Annotated in this window: 18 protein-coding genes and 1 pseudogene; 9 read left to right on the top strand and 10 right to left on the bottom strand. The window is 59.2% G+C overall.

The genetic code is table 11. The annotated features are described in order from the left end of the window. Positions 1-7: 7 nt before the first annotated feature. Positions 8-904, bottom strand: a complete 897-nt coding sequence (locus tag NCR98_RS26220; protein WP_250527779.1) for a LysR substrate-binding domain-containing protein — start codon at positions 902-904, stop codon at positions 8-10. 375 nt (positions 905-1,279) lie between these two features. On the opposite strand from NCR98_RS26220, the gene NCR98_RS26215 reads away from it, so the two are divergent. Continuing rightward, entirely contained in the window at positions 1,280-1,798 is a 519-nt protein-coding gene (locus tag NCR98_RS26215; protein ID WP_244830484.1) for a Dps family protein, read from the top strand. 77 nt (positions 1,799-1,875) lie between these two features. Here the strand turns inward: NCR98_RS26215 and NCR98_RS26210 are convergent, their stop codons facing one another. Beyond that, positions 1,876-2,550 (bottom strand): HAD family hydrolase, encoded by a 675-nt coding sequence (locus NCR98_RS26210; protein ID WP_250494711.1) that lies wholly within the window; start codon positions 2,548-2,550, stop codon positions 1,876-1,878. 524 nt (positions 2,551-3,074) lie between these two features. Between NCR98_RS26210 and NCR98_RS26205 the strand changes: the two genes are divergently transcribed. The 3 genes from NCR98_RS26205 (at position 3,075) to NCR98_RS26195 (ending at position 7,520) form a co-directional block, all read left to right on the top strand. After that, positions 3,075-4,628: a sensor histidine kinase gene (locus NCR98_RS26205; RefSeq protein ID WP_250527778.1), complete on the top strand. Its 1,554-nt coding sequence runs from the start codon at positions 3,075-3,077 to the stop codon at positions 4,626-4,628. A 769-nt stretch (positions 4,629-5,397) separates the two neighbouring features. After that, complete coding sequence (locus NCR98_RS26200) at positions 5,398-6,180, top strand: GNAT family N-acetyltransferase (RefSeq protein ID WP_250527777.1); 783 nt, start codon at positions 5,398-5,400, stop codon at positions 6,178-6,180. Positions 6,181-6,512: 332 nt separating this feature from the next. After that, positions 6,513-7,520, top strand: coding sequence for a GNAT family N-acetyltransferase (locus NCR98_RS26195; protein ID WP_250527776.1), 1,008 nt, complete (start codon positions 6,513-6,515; stop codon positions 7,518-7,520). 50 nt (positions 7,521-7,570) lie between these two features. Here the strand turns inward: NCR98_RS26195 and NCR98_RS26190 are convergent, their stop codons facing one another. From NCR98_RS26190 to NCR98_RS26180, 3 genes are all read right to left on the bottom strand, one after another. Then, positions 7,571-8,329, bottom strand: coding sequence for an alpha/beta fold hydrolase (locus tag NCR98_RS26190; protein WP_250527775.1), 759 nt, complete (start codon positions 8,327-8,329; stop codon positions 7,571-7,573). Between the two features lie 179 nt (positions 8,330-8,508). Beyond that, positions 8,509-9,264, bottom strand: a complete 756-nt coding sequence (locus tag NCR98_RS26185) for an alpha/beta fold hydrolase (RefSeq protein ID WP_250527774.1) — start codon at positions 9,262-9,264, stop codon at positions 8,509-8,511. 53 nt (positions 9,265-9,317) lie between these two features. Next, positions 9,318-10,091 carry a 3-ketoacyl-ACP reductase gene (locus tag NCR98_RS26180; RefSeq protein ID WP_250527773.1) on the bottom strand — a complete coding sequence of 258 codons (774 nt, stop codon included), beginning with the start codon at positions 10,089-10,091 and terminating at the stop codon, positions 9,318-9,320. A 94-nt stretch (positions 10,092-10,185) separates the two neighbouring features. Between NCR98_RS26180 and NCR98_RS26175 the strand changes: the two genes are divergently transcribed. Then, positions 10,186-11,094 carry a LysR family transcriptional regulator gene (locus NCR98_RS26175; RefSeq protein WP_250527772.1) on the top strand — a complete coding sequence of 303 codons (909 nt, stop codon included), beginning with the start codon at positions 10,186-10,188 and terminating at the stop codon, positions 11,092-11,094. Between the two features lie 97 nt (positions 11,095-11,191). Here NCR98_RS26175 and NCR98_RS26170 read toward each other — a convergent pair whose 3' ends face one another. After that, positions 11,192-12,061 carry an alpha/beta fold hydrolase gene (locus tag NCR98_RS26170; RefSeq protein ID WP_250527771.1) on the bottom strand — a complete coding sequence of 290 codons (870 nt, stop codon included), beginning with the start codon at positions 12,059-12,061 and terminating at the stop codon, positions 11,192-11,194. Further along, positions 12,051-12,812: a sugar phosphate isomerase/epimerase family protein gene (locus tag NCR98_RS26165; protein WP_250527770.1), complete on the bottom strand. Its 762-nt coding sequence runs from the start codon at positions 12,810-12,812 to the stop codon at positions 12,051-12,053. The genes NCR98_RS26170 and NCR98_RS26165 overlap by 11 nt, the downstream gene beginning before the upstream one ends. Positions 12,813-13,258: 446 nt before the next feature. On the opposite strand from NCR98_RS26165, the gene NCR98_RS26160 reads away from it, so the two are divergent. Further along, a complete protein-coding gene (locus NCR98_RS26160; RefSeq protein WP_250527769.1) occupies positions 13,259-14,614 on the top strand; it encodes an MFS transporter in 1,356 nt (451 codons plus the stop codon). 36 nt (positions 14,615-14,650) lie between these two features. On the opposite strand, the gene NCR98_RS26155 is transcribed toward NCR98_RS26160, so the two are convergent. Continuing rightward, positions 14,651-15,244 carry a LysE family translocator gene (locus tag NCR98_RS26155; protein ID WP_250527768.1) on the bottom strand — a complete coding sequence of 198 codons (594 nt, stop codon included), beginning with the start codon at positions 15,242-15,244 and terminating at the stop codon, positions 14,651-14,653. A gap of 100 nt (positions 15,245-15,344) precedes the next feature. Here NCR98_RS26155 and NCR98_RS26150 point away from each other — a divergent pair, with 100 nt between their 5' ends. Next, a complete protein-coding gene (locus NCR98_RS26150) occupies positions 15,345-16,223 on the top strand; it encodes a LysR substrate-binding domain-containing protein (protein ID WP_250527767.1) in 879 nt (292 codons plus the stop codon). After that, a complete protein-coding gene (locus NCR98_RS26145) occupies positions 16,217-16,921 on the top strand; it encodes a hypothetical protein (RefSeq protein WP_250468228.1) in 705 nt (234 codons plus the stop codon). Before NCR98_RS26150 ends, NCR98_RS26145 begins: the two co-directional genes overlap by 7 nt. 12 nt (positions 16,922-16,933) lie before the next feature. On the opposite strand, the gene NCR98_RS26140 is transcribed toward NCR98_RS26145, so the two are convergent. Continuing rightward, complete coding sequence (locus NCR98_RS26140) at positions 16,934-17,917, bottom strand: aldo/keto reductase (RefSeq protein ID WP_250527867.1); 984 nt, start codon at positions 17,915-17,917, stop codon at positions 16,934-16,936. After that, positions 17,917-18,342, bottom strand: coding sequence for a (R)-mandelonitrile lyase (locus NCR98_RS26135; RefSeq protein ID WP_250527766.1), 426 nt, complete (start codon positions 18,340-18,342; stop codon positions 17,917-17,919). The genes NCR98_RS26140 and NCR98_RS26135 overlap by 1 nt, the downstream gene beginning before the upstream one ends. 106 nt (positions 18,343-18,448) lie before the next feature. Here NCR98_RS26135 and NCR98_RS26130 point away from each other — a divergent pair. Next, positions 18,449-19,343: pseudogene (locus NCR98_RS26130) on the top strand (LysR family transcriptional regulator). The last annotated feature ends 88 nt before the right edge of the window (positions 19,344-19,431 follow it).

Here is a 19,431-nt window from a genome sequence, read left to right as displayed (position 1 = left end):
GTTTTTGTTAAGAGGTGCCGCTAGTCTGTACGAGCGAGATCAACCAGTCGCGAAAAGTCGTCAAGGCTGCGGAAGGACGGCGGGTGGCGGCCCACGCGAAGTAATAGGTATACGCGCCACGGTCGAGCTCGAAGCGAAACGGCGCGACCAACTGGCCGCTGTCGAGTTCGGCCCGGACCAGCGCTTTTTGCGCGATTGCCACGCCATGACCTTCGATTGCGGCCTGATACGCCAGCAGTGAGGTTTCATAGCGCATTTCGCGACGGCGCCCATCGAGCGGGAAGCCCGCCGCCTTCATCCACAGCGCCCAGTCGTCGGCGCGCGCGAGCGAATGCAGGAGCGTCTCGCCCTGCAACCTGCCGCGCGCACGGGTCTTGCGCGATGGCGCGGCGACGGGTACGAGTTCATTCGGAATGAGCCTTTGGGCGGAAAGACCGGGCCACTTGCCGTCGCCGAGCTGGATGCCGCCGTCTATATCCTCACGCTCGAAATTGAGCGGTGCCGACGACGTGGTGAGTTGGACATCGACGTCCTCATGCTGGCGATGAAAACTGGCAAGCCGCGGTATGAGCCAGCGCACCGCGAACGTCGCGGGGCATCGAATCTTGAGCACCTGCGAGCGCCGCCCTGCCCCGCGAATGCTGTCGGTTGCCTGGCGCAGTCCTTCGAAAAACGGCATGAGTTCGGCGAGATAGCGCGCGCCCGCCGAAGTCAGTTCGAGCCTGCCCCTGACGCGCTCGAACATTTCCACGCCAAGAAAGCCTTCCAGCGCTTTTACTTGCCGGCTGACGGCCGCCGGTGTCACGGCGAGTTCGTTCGCCGCTTTCGATACGCTCAGAAGACGTCCGGTAGCTTCGAAAGCGCGTATCGAATTCAGAGAAGGCAGCAGCGCGGGACGGTCCATGAACTTCTGCGTGATTTACGGAGGTTCTAATACTGACGTAAAAGCGCGGCTAATGCACTCCGTCTGCGGCGGTCTTCAAGTGGTTAATGCAACCTCGTTTTAACTTCTTGATGATGCAATCGGGATATTCGTCGCGCCGGATGAACACGGTATCAATAACTCGTCGTCTTCTTTGGATTGAACGCCTCAAGCAGCGGCGATGAATGGCCCGCTCTGATTTTGGTGATAACCGTCTCACGGCATACGCGTTCCATGCCGACTCCTCGAAATCGAGTCGCCACGCTTCTTATGTTCGGGAGATTGGCAGCCGGTTGGGTACGTCGTTTGCGCCATGGCTCCTGCAAGACGACACTAAACACTTTCCTGGAGTTAAAGATGGCAACGACGGACTCGAATCGCGCTGGCGAAAAGAACCTGACCACCCCGACCGACCTCGGCAACGACGCCCGCACGGAGGTGTCCGCAGGATTGACCCAACTTCTCGCGGACGTCTTCTCCTTGTTCGTCAAAACGAAGAACTTCCATTGGCATGTAAGCGGCCCGCACTTTCGCGATTACCACCTTTTGCTCGACGATCAAGCCGCCTTGGTCTTCGCGATGATCGATCCGGTCGGAGAACGCGCTCGTAAGCTGGGCGGAACGACCTTGCGCTCGATTGGGCAAATCGCTTCGCTCAAACGACTAGGTGACAACGATGAGGCGTTCGTCGCGCCCGAAGCGATGCTGGATGAATTGCGCCAAGATAACGAACTACTGATCAAATTCATGCGTGAACTCCACGAACTTTGCGACGACAAGGATGACGTGGCAACGGCGAGCCTGCTCGAGAACTGGATCGATCAGACCGAAGAACGGGTGTGGTTTCTCTTCGAAACGACTCGTCATACGCGCTGAGTTCTCCGGTAAAAGCACGGTCGCACGGTGCGACAGGGCATGGACGCGACCGTTAGCCTGTTTCCGCCTGGCTTCGTTCACTTATCTGGATGGGTTGCAAGCTCGCTCATGTGAGCCAGCATATCGGCGGGGTCGACAAATACGTGCAAGGCCCCTGCCCGCTGCAGCTCGGCCTCGCCCACACCGCCCGACTGCAGCCCTATTCCGTAGGCATGGCAACGGCGCGCGCCAAGCAAGTCCCAAGTGCTGTCTCCGACGACATAGCTGTATTCGATTGCAACACCTAGCTGCTTGGCTGCGGCCATGAACACATCCGGCTCCGGCTTGCCATGCTCGACTTCGCTGCTGGTTGCAACTACGGCCGTTTTGGCATCGATGCCCAGCTTTTCGAGGTTTGCCGCAGTTGCTTCCGGGCTTCCGCTGGTTGCGATGGCCCACGGTATATCGGCCTTGGTCAAGGCAGCAAGCAACGCCTGCGCGCCCGGCAGAGGCAATATCTGCGGCGACAGTTCCTTCAACAGTTCGCCCTGCCGACGCTTTACGCGATCAATGCAGTCCGCCGACGTTTCGCCAGCGATCTCCCGAAAAATCTGCGCTGCGAACAGTTCGCTACTCATCCCGATTTTTCGATGGATTCTCGATCCAGGCAGCGCAAGGCCCTCGCTCGCAAGCGCTTCGGTCCAGGCGGAGACGTGTTGGTAGACGCTGTCGACGAGCGTTCCATCGAGATCGAAGATAAAGGCCGTTTTCATCGTGTATTCCTGAAGCATGCCGGTTGACTGAAAAGCTACTTGGAGATGCGAACGCGTGACGGGCTGCGCCTCTCTTTCCTCCCTGTCGAGATCCGACATGACCCGCGCACGCGCGCGGGCGCTTGCAGTTTGCCGATGTTGACTAGCGTCGAGTGTGAGTTGAGCCGTTTTCCCGGATGCTAGATGTTCGGCATCCTTAGGTCCAACCCCAAAGGCTCACGCTTGCCAGGGGTCTTCCCTAACGCTGCGCACGATGGATGCCTGGGCGTGTGTCACAACTGCTATCCACTCCGATTTGCTTGGTGCGCCGCTAAAAATGCGGCATTCATTCGCCTTGAGGTTGCGCATGACGGTCGCTTTCACTGACAATCACCAAGCCACTCGTCGAGCCGCGTCCGGGCCGTCGATCGAAAAGTTATTCAGGAGATCGAGGTTTGACCCCAGAATACACACTGCCGCGATAGCGTCCGGCATACCGCCTTCAATAAGACTGTTCGAGCAGACTGATCTCGTCGAGGAATGACATGGCCCCGAATTCGCAGCGAACGCCGGCGTCGGTATCGTCGAAGCTGGTTGCACAACGTCTGCGCAAGCAACAGGAGCTGGCAGTTGCGTTTGGCGCCACGGCTTTCGGGTTGCTTCACTTCCCTAAGGTTCTCGACGAGGCATGCCGGGTCCTGTCCGAGGGAATGAATGCGAAGCATACAAAAGTGCTGCGCTACGTCGCCTCAAATCACACGCTCATCATGACGGCGGGTATTGGATGGGACGACGAGGATTGGCTCATTCCAGTGGAAGCGGAAGCGAGTAATCCTGCTGGGGCGGCGTTCCTCACGCGCCGCATCGTCGTAAGCGGCGACATCGACGTGGACAAGCGATTCAACGTTCCTCCAATCATGGCCCGGCATGGACTCAAAAGCGCGATCAATGTCCCGATTCAAGGTATGGGAGAGCCGTTCGGCATTCTCGAGGTGGATAGCACGCATAGCCATGCTTTTGCCGACGTCGACGCGGTGTTCATTTCGGCTATCGCCAACATCATTTCCTTCTGCCGGGAACAGAGCCTGGCCGAGGACGGACTCGGCGCGGCACAACGCTTTTCGCCTCAACTCGTGGGTGCGAGTTCCGACTGCGTGTTGCTGGTGACGACGGACGGAAAAATCGAATTTGCCAACGAAGCCTGCCAATCCGCATTTGCATTCGAGGAAGGCTCCAACCTCGTCGGGGCTGCTCACACCGCGTTATGGCACGACGATGACCAAGCACGCATTGCACAGGCCGTTCGCGCAGCCATTGCAGGGAAGTCCACGCGCGTCGATGGGCGCAGCGCGTCTACCATCATCGGCGACGAGCAGTCGTGGGATGTATCCATTTCCCCCGTGCTCAATGAGCACGGCGCCATTACCGGCGCGTTGATGGTGCTGCGGAACATCACGGAATGGCGCTCGCATGAAGACGCGCTCGTCAAGATGGTCTCATCGCAGGAAGCCAGGCTGGAAGACTCGGCTCTGGCAATCAAGGAAGTGCATCATCGCGTCCGCAATAGTCTCCAGTTGGTGCAGACTCTTCTCTCGCTGCAGGCAAGTTTGGCAGCAGACGCAACCGTCAAGCATCAACTCCAGGCAGCGGCCACGCGAGTGGATTGCATTGGATCGGTACATGAGCGTTTGTATTCGACTAATAACGCCTTGAAAACCGATGCGCAGGATTATCTAAGCGGCGTGGTCGATCACATAACCGCATTAGACCCAGGCAGATCGATCTCGGTCGATGCGAGAGGCGTCTCATTGAGCGAGACGCAGATGACCACATTGGGACTCGTCGTGGCTGAAATGACGATGAACGCGTTGAAGTACGGTCGTGGGCATATTCATGTGGGCCTGACGGACGAAACGGGTAATCTGACGTTAGTGGTCGAGGATGAAGGCAACGGCTTTCCGGAGAATTTTCCTACGCCTAGCGGGACCGGTCTCGGAACGCGCTTGATTCAGCGGTTCAGTGGCGCGTCTGGAGGCAGCGTCCGGGTCGACAGGTCGGTTTCGTTTAGTCGACTGGTTGTAACGTTCACCAAGAGGTGATGGGCGACAGGCCAGCGATGGATCGAGAGCGCAACGTTGCTCTTAACGATGGTGTGAAATTCCTCATCGGCCGTCGATTGTCACAGCGAACGCGGGATGCTACATCAGCGCGCCGCCAACGACGCTCGCAGCAGCGCCGTGGTCCCGGACCTGCTAGCTTGCATGCCATGACAACGAAATTGTCCGAGCTTTCCTGACGTGCATTGTTTGGTCGCGCACAGAGTCCTGAACCCGCACGCGTAATATTCCGTAAGCATCTATTTAGCGCGGAGCCGATTGGACGAATGCCGTATTGCGGATTCGGTCCACTACGCGCGTCGAGATTCAATAAAACAAAGCGAGCATGCCCGCGGTCCACCGACTGTGAGTGTACGTGCGCGTATAAAGATTTCACCGGGGGTGTCGCTGTTTCATGACACGTCACTAAACTAAAAGAACTCATTCTGACCAAATGCAATCGTCAATTCTTGCCAAGCCTCCCAACGCGGACGAGACAAGACTTTCTGCGCCAGATAAGTCCATTAACGAATCGACACTCCGTGGATTGGCAGGTAAAGATCGACAAAGCTCCAAGCCGTCCGCTTTGCCAGAAAGAAAAGCGAAATCAGAAAGCGCCGCCCTCGCTCCTCGATCAGTCTTTCATGAACCGTGGTGGCTCGATATTGCAACCGATGGCAATTGGCGGTCAGCCAAAGTTCGGCGCGGCGACGAAATTGTCGGCGAGATGCCGTACTCGCTAAGCCGCAAAGGACTCTGGCGCACCTCGCAAATGCCACCGCTCACACGGACGCTCGGACCGGCTTTCAAGATCAATGAAACCGATAAGACGCGCGCGATGCTGGATCGCATCAGCATCACGGAAGAACTGATCGGGCAGATTCCCGACGTCCACAGCTTCTATCAGATCTTCGACCCGCGCGTGGAAGATGCCCTTGCGTTCGGCCTGAATGGCTTTACCGTGTCGACGCGATACACGTTGCAGTTCTCCGCCAATCGCTCCATCGAGGAACTCTGGAAAGGTCTGCATTACAAGACTCGCAATATGATTCGTACCGGTCAGAAGTTCGTGACCGTGAAGCCACTCGAACCTGCGCAATTCAACCGGTTCTACGAAAGCAACCTCGAAGCACGCAGTCGTTCGAATGTCTATGGATCGAGCGTGATGCAACGGCTCGTCGATGCATTCGTCGAGCGCGGCGCGGGATATCTGCTTGGCGCCTTCGACGCGACCGGCGCGCTCGCCGCCGCGATAGGCGTCACCTTCGACAATCATGCCGCGTATTACATGCTGTCTTCGCGCACGCGGGATGCTCATGGCGGTGCGATCAGCGTGCTCGTCTGGCAGGCTATCGAAGACGCCATGAAACGACAGTTGACCTTCGACTTCGACGGCATTCCCAACGCAAGCACGTTCCGCTTTCTTAGCGGGTTCAAACCCGTGCTCAAGCCGCGCATCGTGATCGAGCGGCATAGTCCCGTCTGGTCGATGGCCAAGGCAGGCCGCCGTCTGATTCGCCCGAGAAAATCGGACTGGTTCGTCTCGACGGTTTGACTGAACGCCAGGGGTGCGCTCGAGCATTTCATAGAGAACGGAGTCTGTGTCTTCCGCAAGGAAGCACATGGCAGCGGTAAATCCAAAATAACAAATCGGCCAACGTTATGCAGCGACTGAACGGCAATGCAACACGCCAGCAGACTGGCATCAGCATCATCAGCGATCCGGAAAACTTTCTTGCTCTCCGCGACGAATGGAACTCGCTATGGTCCCGTATAGGCGGACATCATTACCAGTCATTCGACGTTTGCTGGCTCTGCTGGACGCGAGTAGCCAAGCCGCGTGGCGGTAGCTTGCATTGCATCGTATATCGGGAGCGCGGAGAACTCATGCTCGTCTGGCCTCTGGTGCGCCGTCGACGCTCGCTATGGACGATCCTCGAGCCGCTGGCATCGGGAACGGCCGACCATACGAGCATCCTCGCATCGACCGGATCGGAAGCGGCTATCGAAGCTGCGTGGCAGGCCGCCAGCAAGGGAAGCCGCATCGATCTGTTTTCTATTCCCTACGTGAGCAAAGGCACGCGGCTCGACCGTCTTGCGTCGGGGCACGGCGGTCTCGTCGTAGCCAGACAGGACATCTCGGCTCTGGCGCTCCTGCGCCAGGAACCCGACTGGACGGCGTATTGCAAAACGCTCTCAACGTTGTCGAAGAAGAAGCCCGGCGCGCTGGAGCGCCGCTTCATGAAAGAGGGTGCGCTTGAAATCAAGGTGCTCGACGCTCGGGATGTGAGCGAGCATCGCAAATGGGTCGATTGGATGCTCGCGCAAAAGCGGCAATGGGCCGAACGAAACGGCAAGGATGGCCCGTGGCTGCAATCGGAGGGATACCGCGACTATCTGGTCGATCTGCTCGATGGAAGCCGTGGGAAGTCGCTGGCATTGATGTTCGTGATGACCCTCGACAATGCACCGGTGTGCGCCAACATGGTCGGACTGGCGCTGACTTGCGCAAGTGGTCTGATCGCGGGTTTCGATCCGAGCTTCGCCAAGTTCTCTCCCGGCGCCATCATGATGGAGCGCTGCGTCAAGTGGGCATGGGAGAACCAGTTGGATCTCGATTTCGGCGTCGGATCGGAACCCTTCAAGGCTTACTGGAGTCGCGGCAACGTTCTTCACAACACGAGTTTCGAACTCGCGCTCTCCCCGTGGGGACGAGTCGCTTTCCTCGCGAAAGATTGCTTGAAGAAGCTGGCCGAGTGGAAGGCGTCGCGAGCGAATGGCAGCGAGGTGCAAGGATCGGTTCAGCCAGCCGATGCCGACATGGCAAAGTTTCCGTCCTCGCTGCCGGGGAAAAGCGTTGCAGGTCTCACGCGCTCGCGAATGAGTGCGCAGTGAGCTAGCGCGATCGCGCTACTCGCTCACCGGCTGCGAGCGCGCAGCGCTCGTCAGTGCTCGCAAAATTCTCTCAGCGCCGCGACGAGCAATTCGGGTTGTTCCTCGGCGAGAAAATGTCCGCACTTGGGCAGCGAACCGCCGCGCACGTTGTCGGCGACGGCGCTCATTCGGCTGACCATGTGCGGGCCCCAACGCTTCTCGCCGCCCAACGCGAGAACCGGGACGCTTGCCGGCAACCGCGCCGCCGCGCGGTTATCTATGACATCCTGAGGGAATTGCCGATACATCTCCATCGCCGCCCGGAACGCGCCGGGATGCGTATAGGCACGCACATATTCGTCCATGTCGCGCGCCGATATGGCAGCGGGGTTATCGGTTCGATCGTTGATGAATGCGCTGATATAAATACGCTCACGGCCACCGCAAATCAGGGCTTCCGGCAGGAACGGCTTCTGATGAAACGAGAAGTGAAAGAGCAAGGGACTCGATGCGATCTCATCCCAATCGCCGATGCCCGGAATGGACGCGTCGAGCACGGTGAGCGAACGCACGGGAAACTGCCATGCGAAGGCGTAAGCGACCATCGCGCCGATATCGTGACCGACGACATGGGGCGGCTCGTCGCCGAACTTCCTCACCAAACCGAAGAGGTCTGCCGCGAGTTGCTTTTTCGTGTAGCCCGCTTCCGTCTTGTCGGAGAAGCCCACGCCTCGAAGATCAGGGACGATCAAAGTAAAGTCTTCGCCGAGCGGCAGGAGCACGCGGCTCCATTCCCACCAGTTCTGCGGAAAGCCATGGATCAGAAGCATGATTGGCGCTGTACCAACGGGCCTTCCGCCGGTCACGTAATGCAGTTTCACGTCTCCGACAATGTCTGCGTCATGCCGGAATCCGTCGGGGAGAACGTCTGGGGAGAATTGTCCTTCTGAAAACATCTGCATACTCCGGATCGAGTTATTGCATCAATTGAGGAGCGAACGCTTAAGCCTTAGCCAATTGCCGCGCCGATGATTTCCGCAAGCTGCGCGGGTTGCGAGAAGAATGGTGAGTGGCTCGTCTCGATGGTCACGACCTCGGCGCCCGGCACGTCGGCTTGCATCAGCCGTTGTTGCGCGATTGGAAGAGCGAGGTCCTTCGTGCATTCGATGAAGACTCGCGGAATCGATCCATAACGCTCCTTCGTCGTGTCGATTCGCGCAGCGTAAGGCGCCGTGGCATTGATGCGGGCAACGTTGGCCGCGGCCACGGCCACGTCCCGATCGCTGCAATCACCATAGAACGACGACCGCACTTTGCGGACGTCATCGACGTTCAACGCTACGCCCTTGCCATCCGGCGTTGCATTCACAATCTCGAAGAGCGCTTTTACCGAAGGATCGTTCGTATAGCCTTCAGATAAAAGGTAATCGTTGGCCGATTTACCCGGCGGCGTCATGAACGCGGCAAGGTAGATGAGCTTGCTGATCTTCTCCGGATATTCCTCGGCAAGGTAAGTGAGCGACACGCCCCCCATGCTATGTCCTAGCAACACGAAAGGCTCGTGCGCGCTTTCGAGCAACGCGGCAACGGACGCCGTGTAGTCGGCCATGTCTTCGACTTGATCGTAGGTTGCGGGATCGAATCCGTGCGATTTCAAGTCCGGGTGGATGACGGAGTGTCCGCGCGCTGCAAGCAACGTGGCCACCTTCTGAAAACAACCGCCCCAATGCCATGCGCCGTGTATCAACACGATGGTTTGCTTCATCTGCGCGCTCCTTGAAATGGGTTTAATCGCGAGAGATGTCGATGCACGCTGGTCTACAAGCGATTCATATGCATCCCGGCGTCGAGCTCGAAGGCACTTCCCGTCGAGAAGGCGAACGTTCCGATGGCGAGCGTCGCGACCGCGCGTCCGATGTCGTCGGGCGTGCCCCATCGGCGAATCGGCGTAAGTCCATCACGTATGCGTTCGTCGAAACTGGCCGCCGAAACCGACGTCATGTCGGTGCGAATGATGCCGGGACGAATCTCGTGAACCGCGATGCCATGCTCGGCAAGACGCGTGGCGAAGAGCTTGACCATCATCGAGACGCCCGCTTTCGAGATGCAATATTCGCCACGGTTAATGCTGACGGTTTCCGCGCTCGTCGATGAAATGCACACGACGGATCGATACAAACTCGAATCAGGCTCATTCAGCATTCGACGCGCAATCCGCTGCGTCAGAAAGAAGGGGCCGCGCAGGTTGATGTCGAGATTGCGATCGTAGCTTTCGACCGAGACATCGAGCAGGTCACCGCGCGAAAGCACGGACACGCCAGCATTATTGACGAGCGTGTCGATGCGTCCGAACGCGGACCACGCGCGCTCAGCGAGGTCGTCCTGCTCGTTCAGCTCGGCGATATCGCCTAGCGCCATCGCCCATTTGCGGCCTCTTGCTTCGACTCCCGCGATGGTTTCCCGCATGGCGTCGTCATCGCACAGATCGTTGATGACGATGTCGAATCCGGCATCCGCGAGATGCCAGACAATGCCTCGGCCGATGCCTCTTCGACCGCCTGTGACCATCGCGACTGGCGCGTTACGCTTCATGCAATCTCCCTGGCTGGTTCATGTTGTTCGTCGACCATCGGTTTCGAATGCTAATCTCGTCCGGTGCTTCGAACCTATCGATCGGATAAAGACAATGTCAGACATCGACGTCAAGCTGCTCACCGTCTTCGCGGAGACCTACAAGACGGGCAGCGTCTCGCAGACGGCAGTCAACCTCGGTCTCTCGCAACCGACCATCTCGTTCAATCTTTCAAAGCTGCGCGAGCACTATCGCGATCCACTCTTCGTGCGTTTCCCTCATGGGATGGAACCCACGCCATTTGCCACCGACCTCTACGGACGAGTGCTCGACCTGCTTGCGTCGTTCGAGGTCGTCTCGAAGTACCAGACCCAATTCGACCCCGCACTGGCCAATCGCGACTTTCATGTGGCATTGACCGACGTTGCACAGAACGTGTTGCTGCCTCGCTGGCTCAACCGGCTACGTTCGATTGCGCCCGAGGTCAAACTGACGATAAGTCATATCGCCGACGAAACGGCTGGCTTGATGCAGACTGGCGAAGTCGAACTTGCTATCGGCTACATGCCTCAACTCAACGAAGGCTTCTATCAACAACGGCTGATGGAAGAAACGTATATCGGCATCATCGCCGCGGATCATCCAAGACTCAGCAGCCGGCCGAGTGTCGCCGAGTTCCTGGCGGAAGGACACATCGCGGTTACGCCATCGGGCACGGGTCACTCCATTCTCAACCGTGTCTTGCGCGAGATGCGTCTCACGCGAAGGGTCATGCTCGAAGTACCCAGTTACCTCGGCGTTGCTGAAACTGCGGCTCGCACCGATCTCGTCGCGATGATCCCATCACGACTTGCCGTACTCATGCTCAAGGAAAAATCGATTCGATCGTTCGCGTTGCCGTTCGATCTTTCGGCTTATGTGGTGAAACAGCATTGGCATTCGCGTAACCATCACGACGCGGGGCATCGATGGCTGCGTTCCGTCGTGGCAGATCTCTTTCTCGAAGATTCGACGTCATCGTAACCTTGAGTCGAGTATCGGCAGATAGTGAAGTGGTGTCCATAAAGCCAGCTTGATAAGCCTTATCCAATCCATCGATAGGCGCGCAACGGACAGTGCGCTATCTTTGAAGAACGAACTGCCGCACGGCATCGGCGAATTCCGCTGGTCTTTCTTCCGGCACGTAATGACCGCAATCGTCGATAAGCCTCTCCGTCACGTTCGATGCCACGCGACGCAACGTGTGGGCCGATGCCGGTCCGTATCGCCATTGCGCGCCGATGGCGAGGCACGGCGTCTGAAGCGGCGAACGTCCCCAGACCGCGTTGTCCTTTCTATCGAGCGGTAGCGTGCGGTAATAGCTGAAGGAACAGCGCAAAGCGCCGGGTCGCGCCAATGCGCGCGCATAGACTTCAATGTCGTCGCGGCTGATCGAGTCGGCATCGAACACGCCGACCGTCTCCCGATGCACGAAGTGATCGACGAACAGGAACTCGCGGCCGCTCACGAGCGACTCTGAAATATCCCTGGCCATGTTGAAGCCAAAATGCCAGCTACCGCCGCGCGAAACGTCCATGGCCTCTTCTTGCCCGAATGCCGGAAGACTGCTCTCGACGAAGACGAAGTGACTGACCGCATCCGGCCACTGAGCGGCATATGCATAGGCCACGTGCCCGCCGAGATCGTGCCCGACGATAGCCACTTGCCTCACGCCGAGCGCTTCGACCAGATCATGCAATCTGCGAGCGATGGTCTTCTTGTCGAAACCGGACTCGGGCTTCGAGGAATCGCCGAAGCCCGGAAGATCCGGCGCGATGACATCGAAGTCACGGCTCAACAGCGGCATGACGCGCCGCCATGCCCATGAGGTTTGCGGCCATCCGTGCAGCAAGAGCAGCGTCGGCCTGCCGTCGGGTGTTCCGCTACGCCGGTAGGCCAGCCGAGCATCATGCAGGCGATGGGAGCGCAGCGACGTGTTGTCATCGGTCATGGTGAGGCTCCTGCCTACCGCTCAGGCTCTGCGCGGACGCACGCAGATCGTCCAGTGGCGTCGAAGAGATGATCTCCAGAACCGGGACACCGGAGAAGTCCACGTCGTTCAGAGCCTTGAGGATCTCGTCGAAGCGCACCGAGCCCAAACCCACGCGGTCGTGGCGCCATTGACTGCGTGTGCCGTCGGACAAGTGCAACTGGCCAAGGCGTGCCGCGCATTGCCTGACTGCATCGGCCTGATCTTCTCCGACGAACTCGGCGTTGGACACGTCATAGGCGATCAGCAGCCTCTCGTGTGGCAGAGCATCGAAAAAGGCGAGCATCGCGGCGGTCGTGGGAATAGGCGTTTGCGGATGAAGCTCGACGTAAAGCTTCTGATCGAGACGTTCCGCCACGCGCAGAAGCTGCTCCAGGCTATCGCGCAGCAGAAGCTCGGTGTCCTTTTTCGGCGGAGGAAAGAGCGAAGACACCCTGCCCGGCACGACGACGATTGCCCCGCAGCCCAAGTCCGAAGCGAGTTGCATCGTGTCGATGTAGAGATCGACGGAGTATTGCCTGAACGGCTCGACCCGGCTTACCAGATTCAGATCGAGCGCAGGCAGGTTCAAAGATTCGATCCGAAGGCCTTCGCTTCGAAGCGTACCGGCAAGACTCGATCTATCGGCAGCGGATAGTTCATCCGGCCAAAGATGACCGGGTACGACTAACGCATCGAAGTCGTTCAGGCCGATCTCCTGCATCTTTCGCATGGCGCCAAGCGCCGTCTCTTCCCACATGAATGAGAAGGTGCTGCCTCCAAAGGATCGCGCGAGTTTTTGCATGCCTTCCTCAAGCCGAAGTTGGAATGAACTCAGTTGTGAACGTGTTTCCTTAAAGGAACAAGCAATCTATCTTGCTGCTCATGAGATTTGGCGTCATTTCTCCGGAAAAATCACATGAAGCGCGAACCAATTGGACAGCAGGCACTTCGGGAAAAACCCTCGTTTGTTTCCATACAAGAAGTCACGGATAAAAATCGTTGACTTCCAATTGCTGAAACTTTAAACAGAGAGCATCGCTTCGATAAAGACGCAGCCTCGACATGCGCTCATTCGCGTTTCATGAGGACGATGAGAAGGTCATCGTCGACTGCATCGAATACATGCCTCGTCTGCTTGAGGCAGCGTCGCAACAATCACGACACTAGGAGACAGCGATGAGCAGTGCGGTAAAGCAATTGAACGTCCAGCAGTTCCTGGATACGAGGCCATTCAGCGGCTTTCATTGGAAGATCCTTTTGCTGGGACTCGTCGTCCTGATTCTCGATGGCTTCGATGTGGTCGCGATGGGATTCATCGCACCCGCGCTCATCGCCGACTGGAAGATCAGCCGGGCCGCGCTCGGGCCAGTGTTGAGCATGGGATTATTCGGCCTCGCGATCGGCGCGCTGACGGGAGGTCCGTTGGCCGACCGCTTCGGCCGTCGCAAGGTCATCATCGCCGCGGTCATCTTCTTCGGCGTGATGAGTCTCGCCTCGGCCTGGTCGCCGAACATCGAAGTGCTTTCGGTGATGCGTTTTCTGACTGGACTCGGCCTCGGCGCATCGCAGCCGAACGCCGCGACGCTTGCTTGCGAATATGCGCCGGAGAAGCATCGTTCGGTCATGGTAACGGTCATCTATTGCGGCTTCACGCTTGGCGCGGCGGGCGGCGGCTTCCTCTCAAGCTATCTCGTGCCGACTCACGGCTGGCATTCTATACTGGTCGTCGGCGGCATCGTGCCGCTTCTCTTCGCGGTTCTGCTGTTCTTCGTTTTGCCGGAATCCGCGAAGTTTTTAGCTCTGAAGCACGAGGGACGCACGGCGCTTGCGAAGATCATCAACGAAATTCAGCCCGGCACGGTAAACGGTTCGACCGGCTTCGTGACGCCCGAACGCGAACACGCCGGCAAGGGCGTGATTCGCCTCATCGTGTCGAAACCGCATACCACGGTCACGCTCGCGCTCTGGGTCGGGCTCTTCATGAACTTGATGACGGTCTACTTCCTGAACAGCTGGCTGCCGATTATCGTCAAGGACAACAACTTCTCGCTGGCTGACGCGGCGCTCGTCGGCGCGATGATGCAAGTGGGCGGCACGCTCGGGAACATCGTCATTGGCTGGGAGATGGATCGCTTCGATTCGCGCAAGGTCATGATCGCGACACTATTCGGGGCGCTCGTCTTCACGGTGGCGGTGTCGCAGATGAACGTCGGGCTAGCCGGTCTCATCACGCTCGTGTTCCTGCTCGGTTATTGCACGAACTCCACGAACACCGGCTGGACGGCGATGGCCGCGAGCTACTACCCAACGGAGATTCGAGCGACAGGCACGAGCTGGATGACGGGCATCGGCCGCTTCGGTGCCATCTCCGGTGCGTCGGTCGGTGCGGTGCTTCTGAGCTTCAAGTGGAACTTCGGGCAGTTGTTCCTCTTTTTGACGGTGCCGATTGCAATCGCCATCGTCGCTGCGTATGTCCAAGGCCGCGGCCGGGGGAACGCAGCGCCGGTGTTGCGCGACGCCACCATGCATTGATGATGGGCTCTGCTGCTGGCCGAAGGCGCTGCGTCGTCATCTCCAGATCGACAAGACGGATGCGGCCAGCAGCAAACCCATCGCAAGATTGACCACGCGCCAATGACGCGGCGTTCGAAGCAACCGTGCAAGCATTGCACCGAGCGCGCACCACAATACGAGCGACCCGCATGCCGCAACGCCGAAGGCCGCGCCGAGGAGAATCGCAAGCCGGTTGGGACTGTCCGCCGCTAGCGCGAAGGACGCCGCGGCGCCGACGGTCATCGCCCAGCTTTTCGGGTTGAGCCACAAGAGCAGGATGCCGTTGATCAACGTGACCGGCCGCGCGGGACCACTGTTCTCATTCGGCGGTCCGCTTCGGGCGACGCGCCATGCCAGCCACAACAAGTACGCGGAACCAAGCGCTTTCACAGCGGTTTGCAGCGCGGGCATCGCGAGCAAGATACCGGCAAGCCCGAGTGCGGCGAACGCGCCGAGCACGGCAAGACCGATGGCGATGCCGAGCATCAACGGGATCGAGCGCATGAAGCCGAAGCGCGCGCCAGACGCGGTGGCAAGTGTAGTGGCGCCGCCGGGCGTGATGGTCGCGACGACTGCGAAGAGGAAAAGCGGGAGGTTGAGCGAGGCCATGAACATGCGTGCGGGTATCGAGACTTGCACTCTACTGATCGCCCACGCATCAGCAAAACCAAAAATCTTGATGGCATGCATTACGATGCATAATGCGTCGATGCCTCGAAACTTCGATCTCGATCTCATCCGCACCTTCGTCACCGTGGCCGACAGCGGCAGCATGACGGTTGCCGCGAATCGGCTGCACATGACGCAAGGCGCCATCAGCCAGCAAGTCAAACGGCTTGAAGACTTGCTCGACTGCCTCTTGTTCGTGCGCAAGACGCGCAAGCTCGAACTCTCACGCAAGGGTGAACAGTTCCTCGTGAAGGCGCGCCAGTTGATGCGGCTCAACGACGATATTTGGTCCGACATGACCGGGCAGTCGTTAAGCGGCAGCCTTCGCGTTGGCGTGCCCTACGACCTCGTCACCGCGCTTGCGCCCGCGATGAAAACGTTCGCCGATGCTCATCCGCACGTGGAAATTTCGCTGGTATGCGGCGCATCACGCGAACTGCGCAACGCGTTGAACAGCGGTCTGGTGGATGTGTCGCTCGTCGAATACGTTGCGAGCGAGGCCGAAGGCGAAGTGATCCGCATCGAGCCGCTCGTGTGGGTGACGGGCCGCGGCAGTGAAGCGTGGCGCAAGCGCCCATTGCCGCTGTCGATGGTCGACGAACGCTGCGCCTTCCGTCCGATGGTGCTGCGCGCGCTCGCGGACGAAGGCATCGCCTGGCGCACGGTGTTCGAGAGCGGCAACATCGAGGCGACCGCAGCCACCGTGCGGGCGGGCCTTGCGATCACCGCATGGCTTGCCTTTACCGTACCCACCGACCTCGAAAGGCTTGCGCTTCATGAGTCCGGCTTGCCTGCCCTTCCGCCATTCGCCATCTGTCTGCAATTGCCGCAATCGATCCAGCCTGCCGCGCTGGCGTTTGCAACGTGCGTGCGCGAGTCGATGCGCGAGGATGTCGCCTTCCCGTTCGAGACATGCTGACTTCCTTTTTTCATAGCGGCGATGCCATCCGCAGCCGACGCGTGAGCGACATCGTTTTGTCGACCACACTCGACTTGCCCGAGCCGCCTGCAAGTCTCATCGCCGACTGGCAAAGAGAAGCGATGTCGCGGCTCGTTCTCGAACCCGGCGATGTCGAGGTCATGCCATTGGCGCGAACTCGCGCGCGCTGGACGGACTACAAGCACTGCGTGCGAGCTATCGTCGACTGGACGAACGCGCTCGGACTACCCGGCGTGCTCGCCGCCAGCGACATAGCGCTCATGGCCTGTCGTGGCGCGAGATACCATCATGACGGAGCGCAATATGGCGGCGCGGCTTTTTGCAATCTCTTTCTGAGCGAAGACAAGGGTCTGGACGTGCATTTCCCCGCTGCGAGTCATCGCATTCCGTTGACCCGTGGAACCGCCATGATCTTCGATACGGGCCAGCCTCATGGCGTCATTCAACGCGATAGCGAAAGCTTCAACGTGTCCGACTTCGCGCCCGACGAGGACTACGTTCAAGTGTTCCTGAGCTGGGAACTTCCGATCGAAAACGCCTGCGTGGCACAAGCACTGCAAGTGGAGTTCGATGTGGATGGCGCGAGCTCGTCGCAACTGGATGACGAGCAAGTGTGGTTCGAAGGCGCGCCAGCCGATGTGTGCCCGGAGACGGGTCGATGGCATCGGCTTGGCTAATCGGCAGGCGATTCATTTGCCGACACGCGCCTGCAAATGTGCGGGATAGCGTTCACCCTGTACGATGATATTCGCGAGCCGCGTATCGATATCGCGCAGATTGTCCGCCGTCAACTCAATGGAAGCACCACCGATGTTTTCCTTCAGTCGATGCAGCTTCGTCGTGCCGGGAATCGGCACGATCCACGGCTTTTGCGCGAGCAGCCACGCGAGCGCGACTTGCGCGGGCGTCGCGTTCAGACTCGTGGCGATCTGCTTGAGCACGTCGACCAGCGCCTGATTTGCCTTGCGATTTTCTTCCGAGAAACGCGGGACGACATTGCGAAAATCGGTTTGATCGAAACCAGTGCTCGCGTCGATTGCGCCCGTCAAAAAACCCTTGCCGAGCGGACTGAACGGCACGAAGCCAATTCCGAGTTCTTCGAGCAGCGGCAGGATTTCTTTCTCGGGCTCACGCCACCATAGCGAATATTCGCTTTGCAAAGCCGCAACCGGTTGCACGGCGTGCGCACGGCGAATGGACTCGACGCCCGCTTCCGACATGCCGAAATGTCTGACCTTGCCTTCCTGAATCAGCTCCTTCACGGCGCCGGCGACATCTTCCATTGGCACCTCGGGGTCGACGCGATGCTGATAAAGCAAGTCGATGCGATCCGTGCGCAACCGCTTGAGCGCCGCGTCCGTCACCGCGCGAATGTTGTCCGGCTTGCTGTTGACGCCCTTCTGCACGTCGCCGCCCTCGAAACCGAACTTCGTTGCGATCACGACTTGATCGCGGAACGGCGCAAGTGCCTCGCCGAGCAGTGTTTCGTTCGCGCCTTGCGCATAGGCTTCGGCTGTATCGAAGAAAGTCACGCCTTGCTCGAAGGCAGAGCGGATGAGTTCGATCGCATCGGCCTTCTCCGCTGCAGGGCCGTAGGCAAAGCTCAGTCCCATGCAGCCAAGGCCGATTGCCGATACTTCGAGACCACTCTTCCCGAGAATACGTCGGTTCATCATGCGACTCCTTCGTCGTTTGCCGGCACGCCGCCGCGATACTGCTTGTCCGTGACCTTTTCCATCCAGTCGACGGGACTGCCGTCGAGCTTCTCGGCAATGGCGATATGCGTCATTGCCGTGGTGGCGGTCGCGCCGTGCCAGTGCTTCTCTCCGGGCGCAATCCAGACGATGTCGCCCGCTCTGATGTCCTCGATTGGTCCGCCATCGCGCTGCACCCATCCGCGGCCCGCGATCACGATGAGCGTCTGACCCAGCGGATGCGTGTGCCACGCGGTGCGCGCGCCTGGTTCGAACGTCACCGTTGCGCCGCCGATGCGCGCGGGTTCGTCGCCCGCAAACGGCGCGTCGATCCTCACCGTTCCGGTGAAATATTCAGTTGGGCCCGTCGCCGAGGGCTGCGAGCCGCATTCGATGATCCGCATGTGCGTTCCTTGCAATAGTTATCTCGACGTTCAATGTAGCAACGCGACTTCCTGCGATAAAGAGCTAAAATCGGCATGAAGTTAGAAGCCAGGCTTATAAATCATCATGGCACGTTCCGATCTGTCCGATATCACCGCGTTCCTCGCTGTCGCCCGCGAGGGCAGCTTTACGAAGGCGGCCGCGAAGCTTGGCGTTTCGCAGTCTGCGCTGAGTCAGACGGTGCGCAATCTCGAAGCACGGCTGGGCCTTCGCCTCCTGACCAGAACGACACGCAATATATCGCCGACTCAAGCTGGCGAACGGTTGATCCAGTCGGTCGGTCCCAGGCTCGATGAGATCGAGGCCGAACTAAGCGCGCTCACCGCCTTGCGGGATACGCCGGCGGGCACCGTGCGCATCGCTGCTGGAGAACACGCGGCGGAAATGCTGCTATGGCCGGTGATAGAACGGCTTTTGCCCGACTATCCGGACATCACGATCGAGCTCTTCATCGACAACGGACTCACGGATATCGTCGAACAGAGGCTCGATGCGGGCGTGCGGCTCGGCGAGCAAGTGGCCAAGGACATGGTTGCGGTGCGCATCGGTCCCGATGTGCGCATGGCCGTGGTTGGCACGCGCGACTATTTCGCCGCGCATCCGAAGCCGAAGACACCGCGAGACTTGACGGCGCATAACTGCATCAACATCCGGCTGCCGACGGCCGGCGGCATTTATGCGTGGGAGTTCAAGAAAGGCGGACGCGAGCTGAACGTGCGCGTGGAGGGACAACTCGTCTTCAATAGCGCGACGATGGCCGTGAAAGCCGCGCTTGCGGGAGTGGGCCTCGCCTTCGTGCCCGAAACAGCGGGTCTTATCGCAGATCGAAAGCGGTGCGCTCTTGCGGGTGCTGCCTGACTGGTGCCCGTCGTTTTCAGGTTTTCATCTTTACTATCCCAGCCGACGTCAGCCGACTCCTGCGTTCGTCGTCGTTGCCGATGCGCTGCGTCGCGGCGTATAGGTTCGCGGCGACCCGTGTGCCCGAACTCGGTCAGTCGAGGTTGAGCGGCTGCTCGTGCGGAGCGTGACTAGCCACGCGCTGCTCATTG

Origin of the sequence: Caballeronia sp. GAWG2-1 (assembly GCF_023631405.1) — a bacterium.
GTDB lineage: Bacteria > Pseudomonadota > Gammaproteobacteria > Burkholderiales > Burkholderiaceae > Caballeronia.
This window is presented reverse-complemented; position numbering and strand designations above follow the sequence as displayed.

What these genes read in the sequence shown, in the direction of transcription:
- NCR98_RS26175 (WP_250527772.1), top strand. Translation starts at nt 10,186, where the DNA reads ATGTCAGACATCGACGTCAAGCTGCTCACCGTCTTCGCGGAGACCTAC.
- NCR98_RS26205 (WP_250527778.1), top strand. Translation starts at nt 3,075, where the DNA reads ATGGCCCCGAATTCGCAGCGAACGCCGGCGTCGGTATCGTCGAAGCTG.
- NCR98_RS26140 (WP_250527867.1), bottom strand. Translation starts at nt 17,917, where the DNA reads ATGAACCGACGTATTCTCGGGAAGAGTGGTCTCGAAGTATCGGCAATC.
- NCR98_RS26150 (WP_250527767.1), top strand. Translation starts at nt 15,345, where the DNA reads ATGCCTCGAAACTTCGATCTCGATCTCATCCGCACCTTCGTCACCGTG.
- NCR98_RS26200 (WP_250527777.1), top strand. Translation starts at nt 5,398, where the DNA reads ATGCCACCGCTCACACGGACGCTCGGACCGGCTTTCAAGATCAATGAA.
- NCR98_RS26210 (WP_250494711.1), bottom strand. Translation starts at nt 2,550, where the DNA reads ATGAAAACGGCCTTTATCTTCGATCTCGATGGAACGCTCGTCGACAGC.
- NCR98_RS26145 (WP_250468228.1), top strand. Translation starts at nt 16,217, where the DNA reads ATGCTGACTTCCTTTTTTCATAGCGGCGATGCCATCCGCAGCCGACGC.
- NCR98_RS26185 (WP_250527774.1), bottom strand. Translation starts at nt 9,264, where the DNA reads ATGAAGCAAACCATCGTGTTGATACACGGCGCATGGCATTGGGGCGGT.
- NCR98_RS26215 (WP_244830484.1), top strand. Translation starts at nt 1,280, where the DNA reads ATGGCAACGACGGACTCGAATCGCGCTGGCGAAAAGAACCTGACCACC.
- NCR98_RS26190 (WP_250527775.1), bottom strand. Translation starts at nt 8,329, where the DNA reads ATGCTTCTGATCCATGGCTTTCCGCAGAACTGGTGGGAATGGAGCCGC.
- NCR98_RS26220 (WP_250527779.1), bottom strand. Translation starts at nt 904, where the DNA reads ATGGACCGTCCCGCGCTGCTGCCTTCTCTGAATTCGATACGCGCTTTC.
- NCR98_RS26165 (WP_250527770.1), bottom strand. Translation starts at nt 12,812, where the DNA reads ATGCGAAAGATGCAGGAGATCGGCCTGAACGACTTCGATGCGTTAGTC.
- NCR98_RS26180 (WP_250527773.1), bottom strand. Translation starts at nt 10,091, where the DNA reads ATGAAGCGTAACGCGCCAGTCGCGATGGTCACAGGCGGTCGAAGAGGC.
- NCR98_RS26155 (WP_250527768.1), bottom strand. Translation starts at nt 15,244, where the DNA reads ATGGCCTCGCTCAACCTCCCGCTTTTCCTCTTCGCAGTCGTCGCGACC.
- NCR98_RS26195 (WP_250527776.1), top strand. Translation starts at nt 6,513, where the DNA reads ATGCTCGTCTGGCCTCTGGTGCGCCGTCGACGCTCGCTATGGACGATC.
- NCR98_RS26160 (WP_250527769.1), top strand. Translation starts at nt 13,259, where the DNA reads ATGAGCAGTGCGGTAAAGCAATTGAACGTCCAGCAGTTCCTGGATACG.
- NCR98_RS26135 (WP_250527766.1), bottom strand. Translation starts at nt 18,342, where the DNA reads ATGCGGATCATCGAATGCGGCTCGCAGCCCTCGGCGACGGGCCCAACT.
- NCR98_RS26170 (WP_250527771.1), bottom strand. Translation starts at nt 12,061, where the DNA reads ATGACCGATGACAACACGTCGCTGCGCTCCCATCGCCTGCATGATGCT.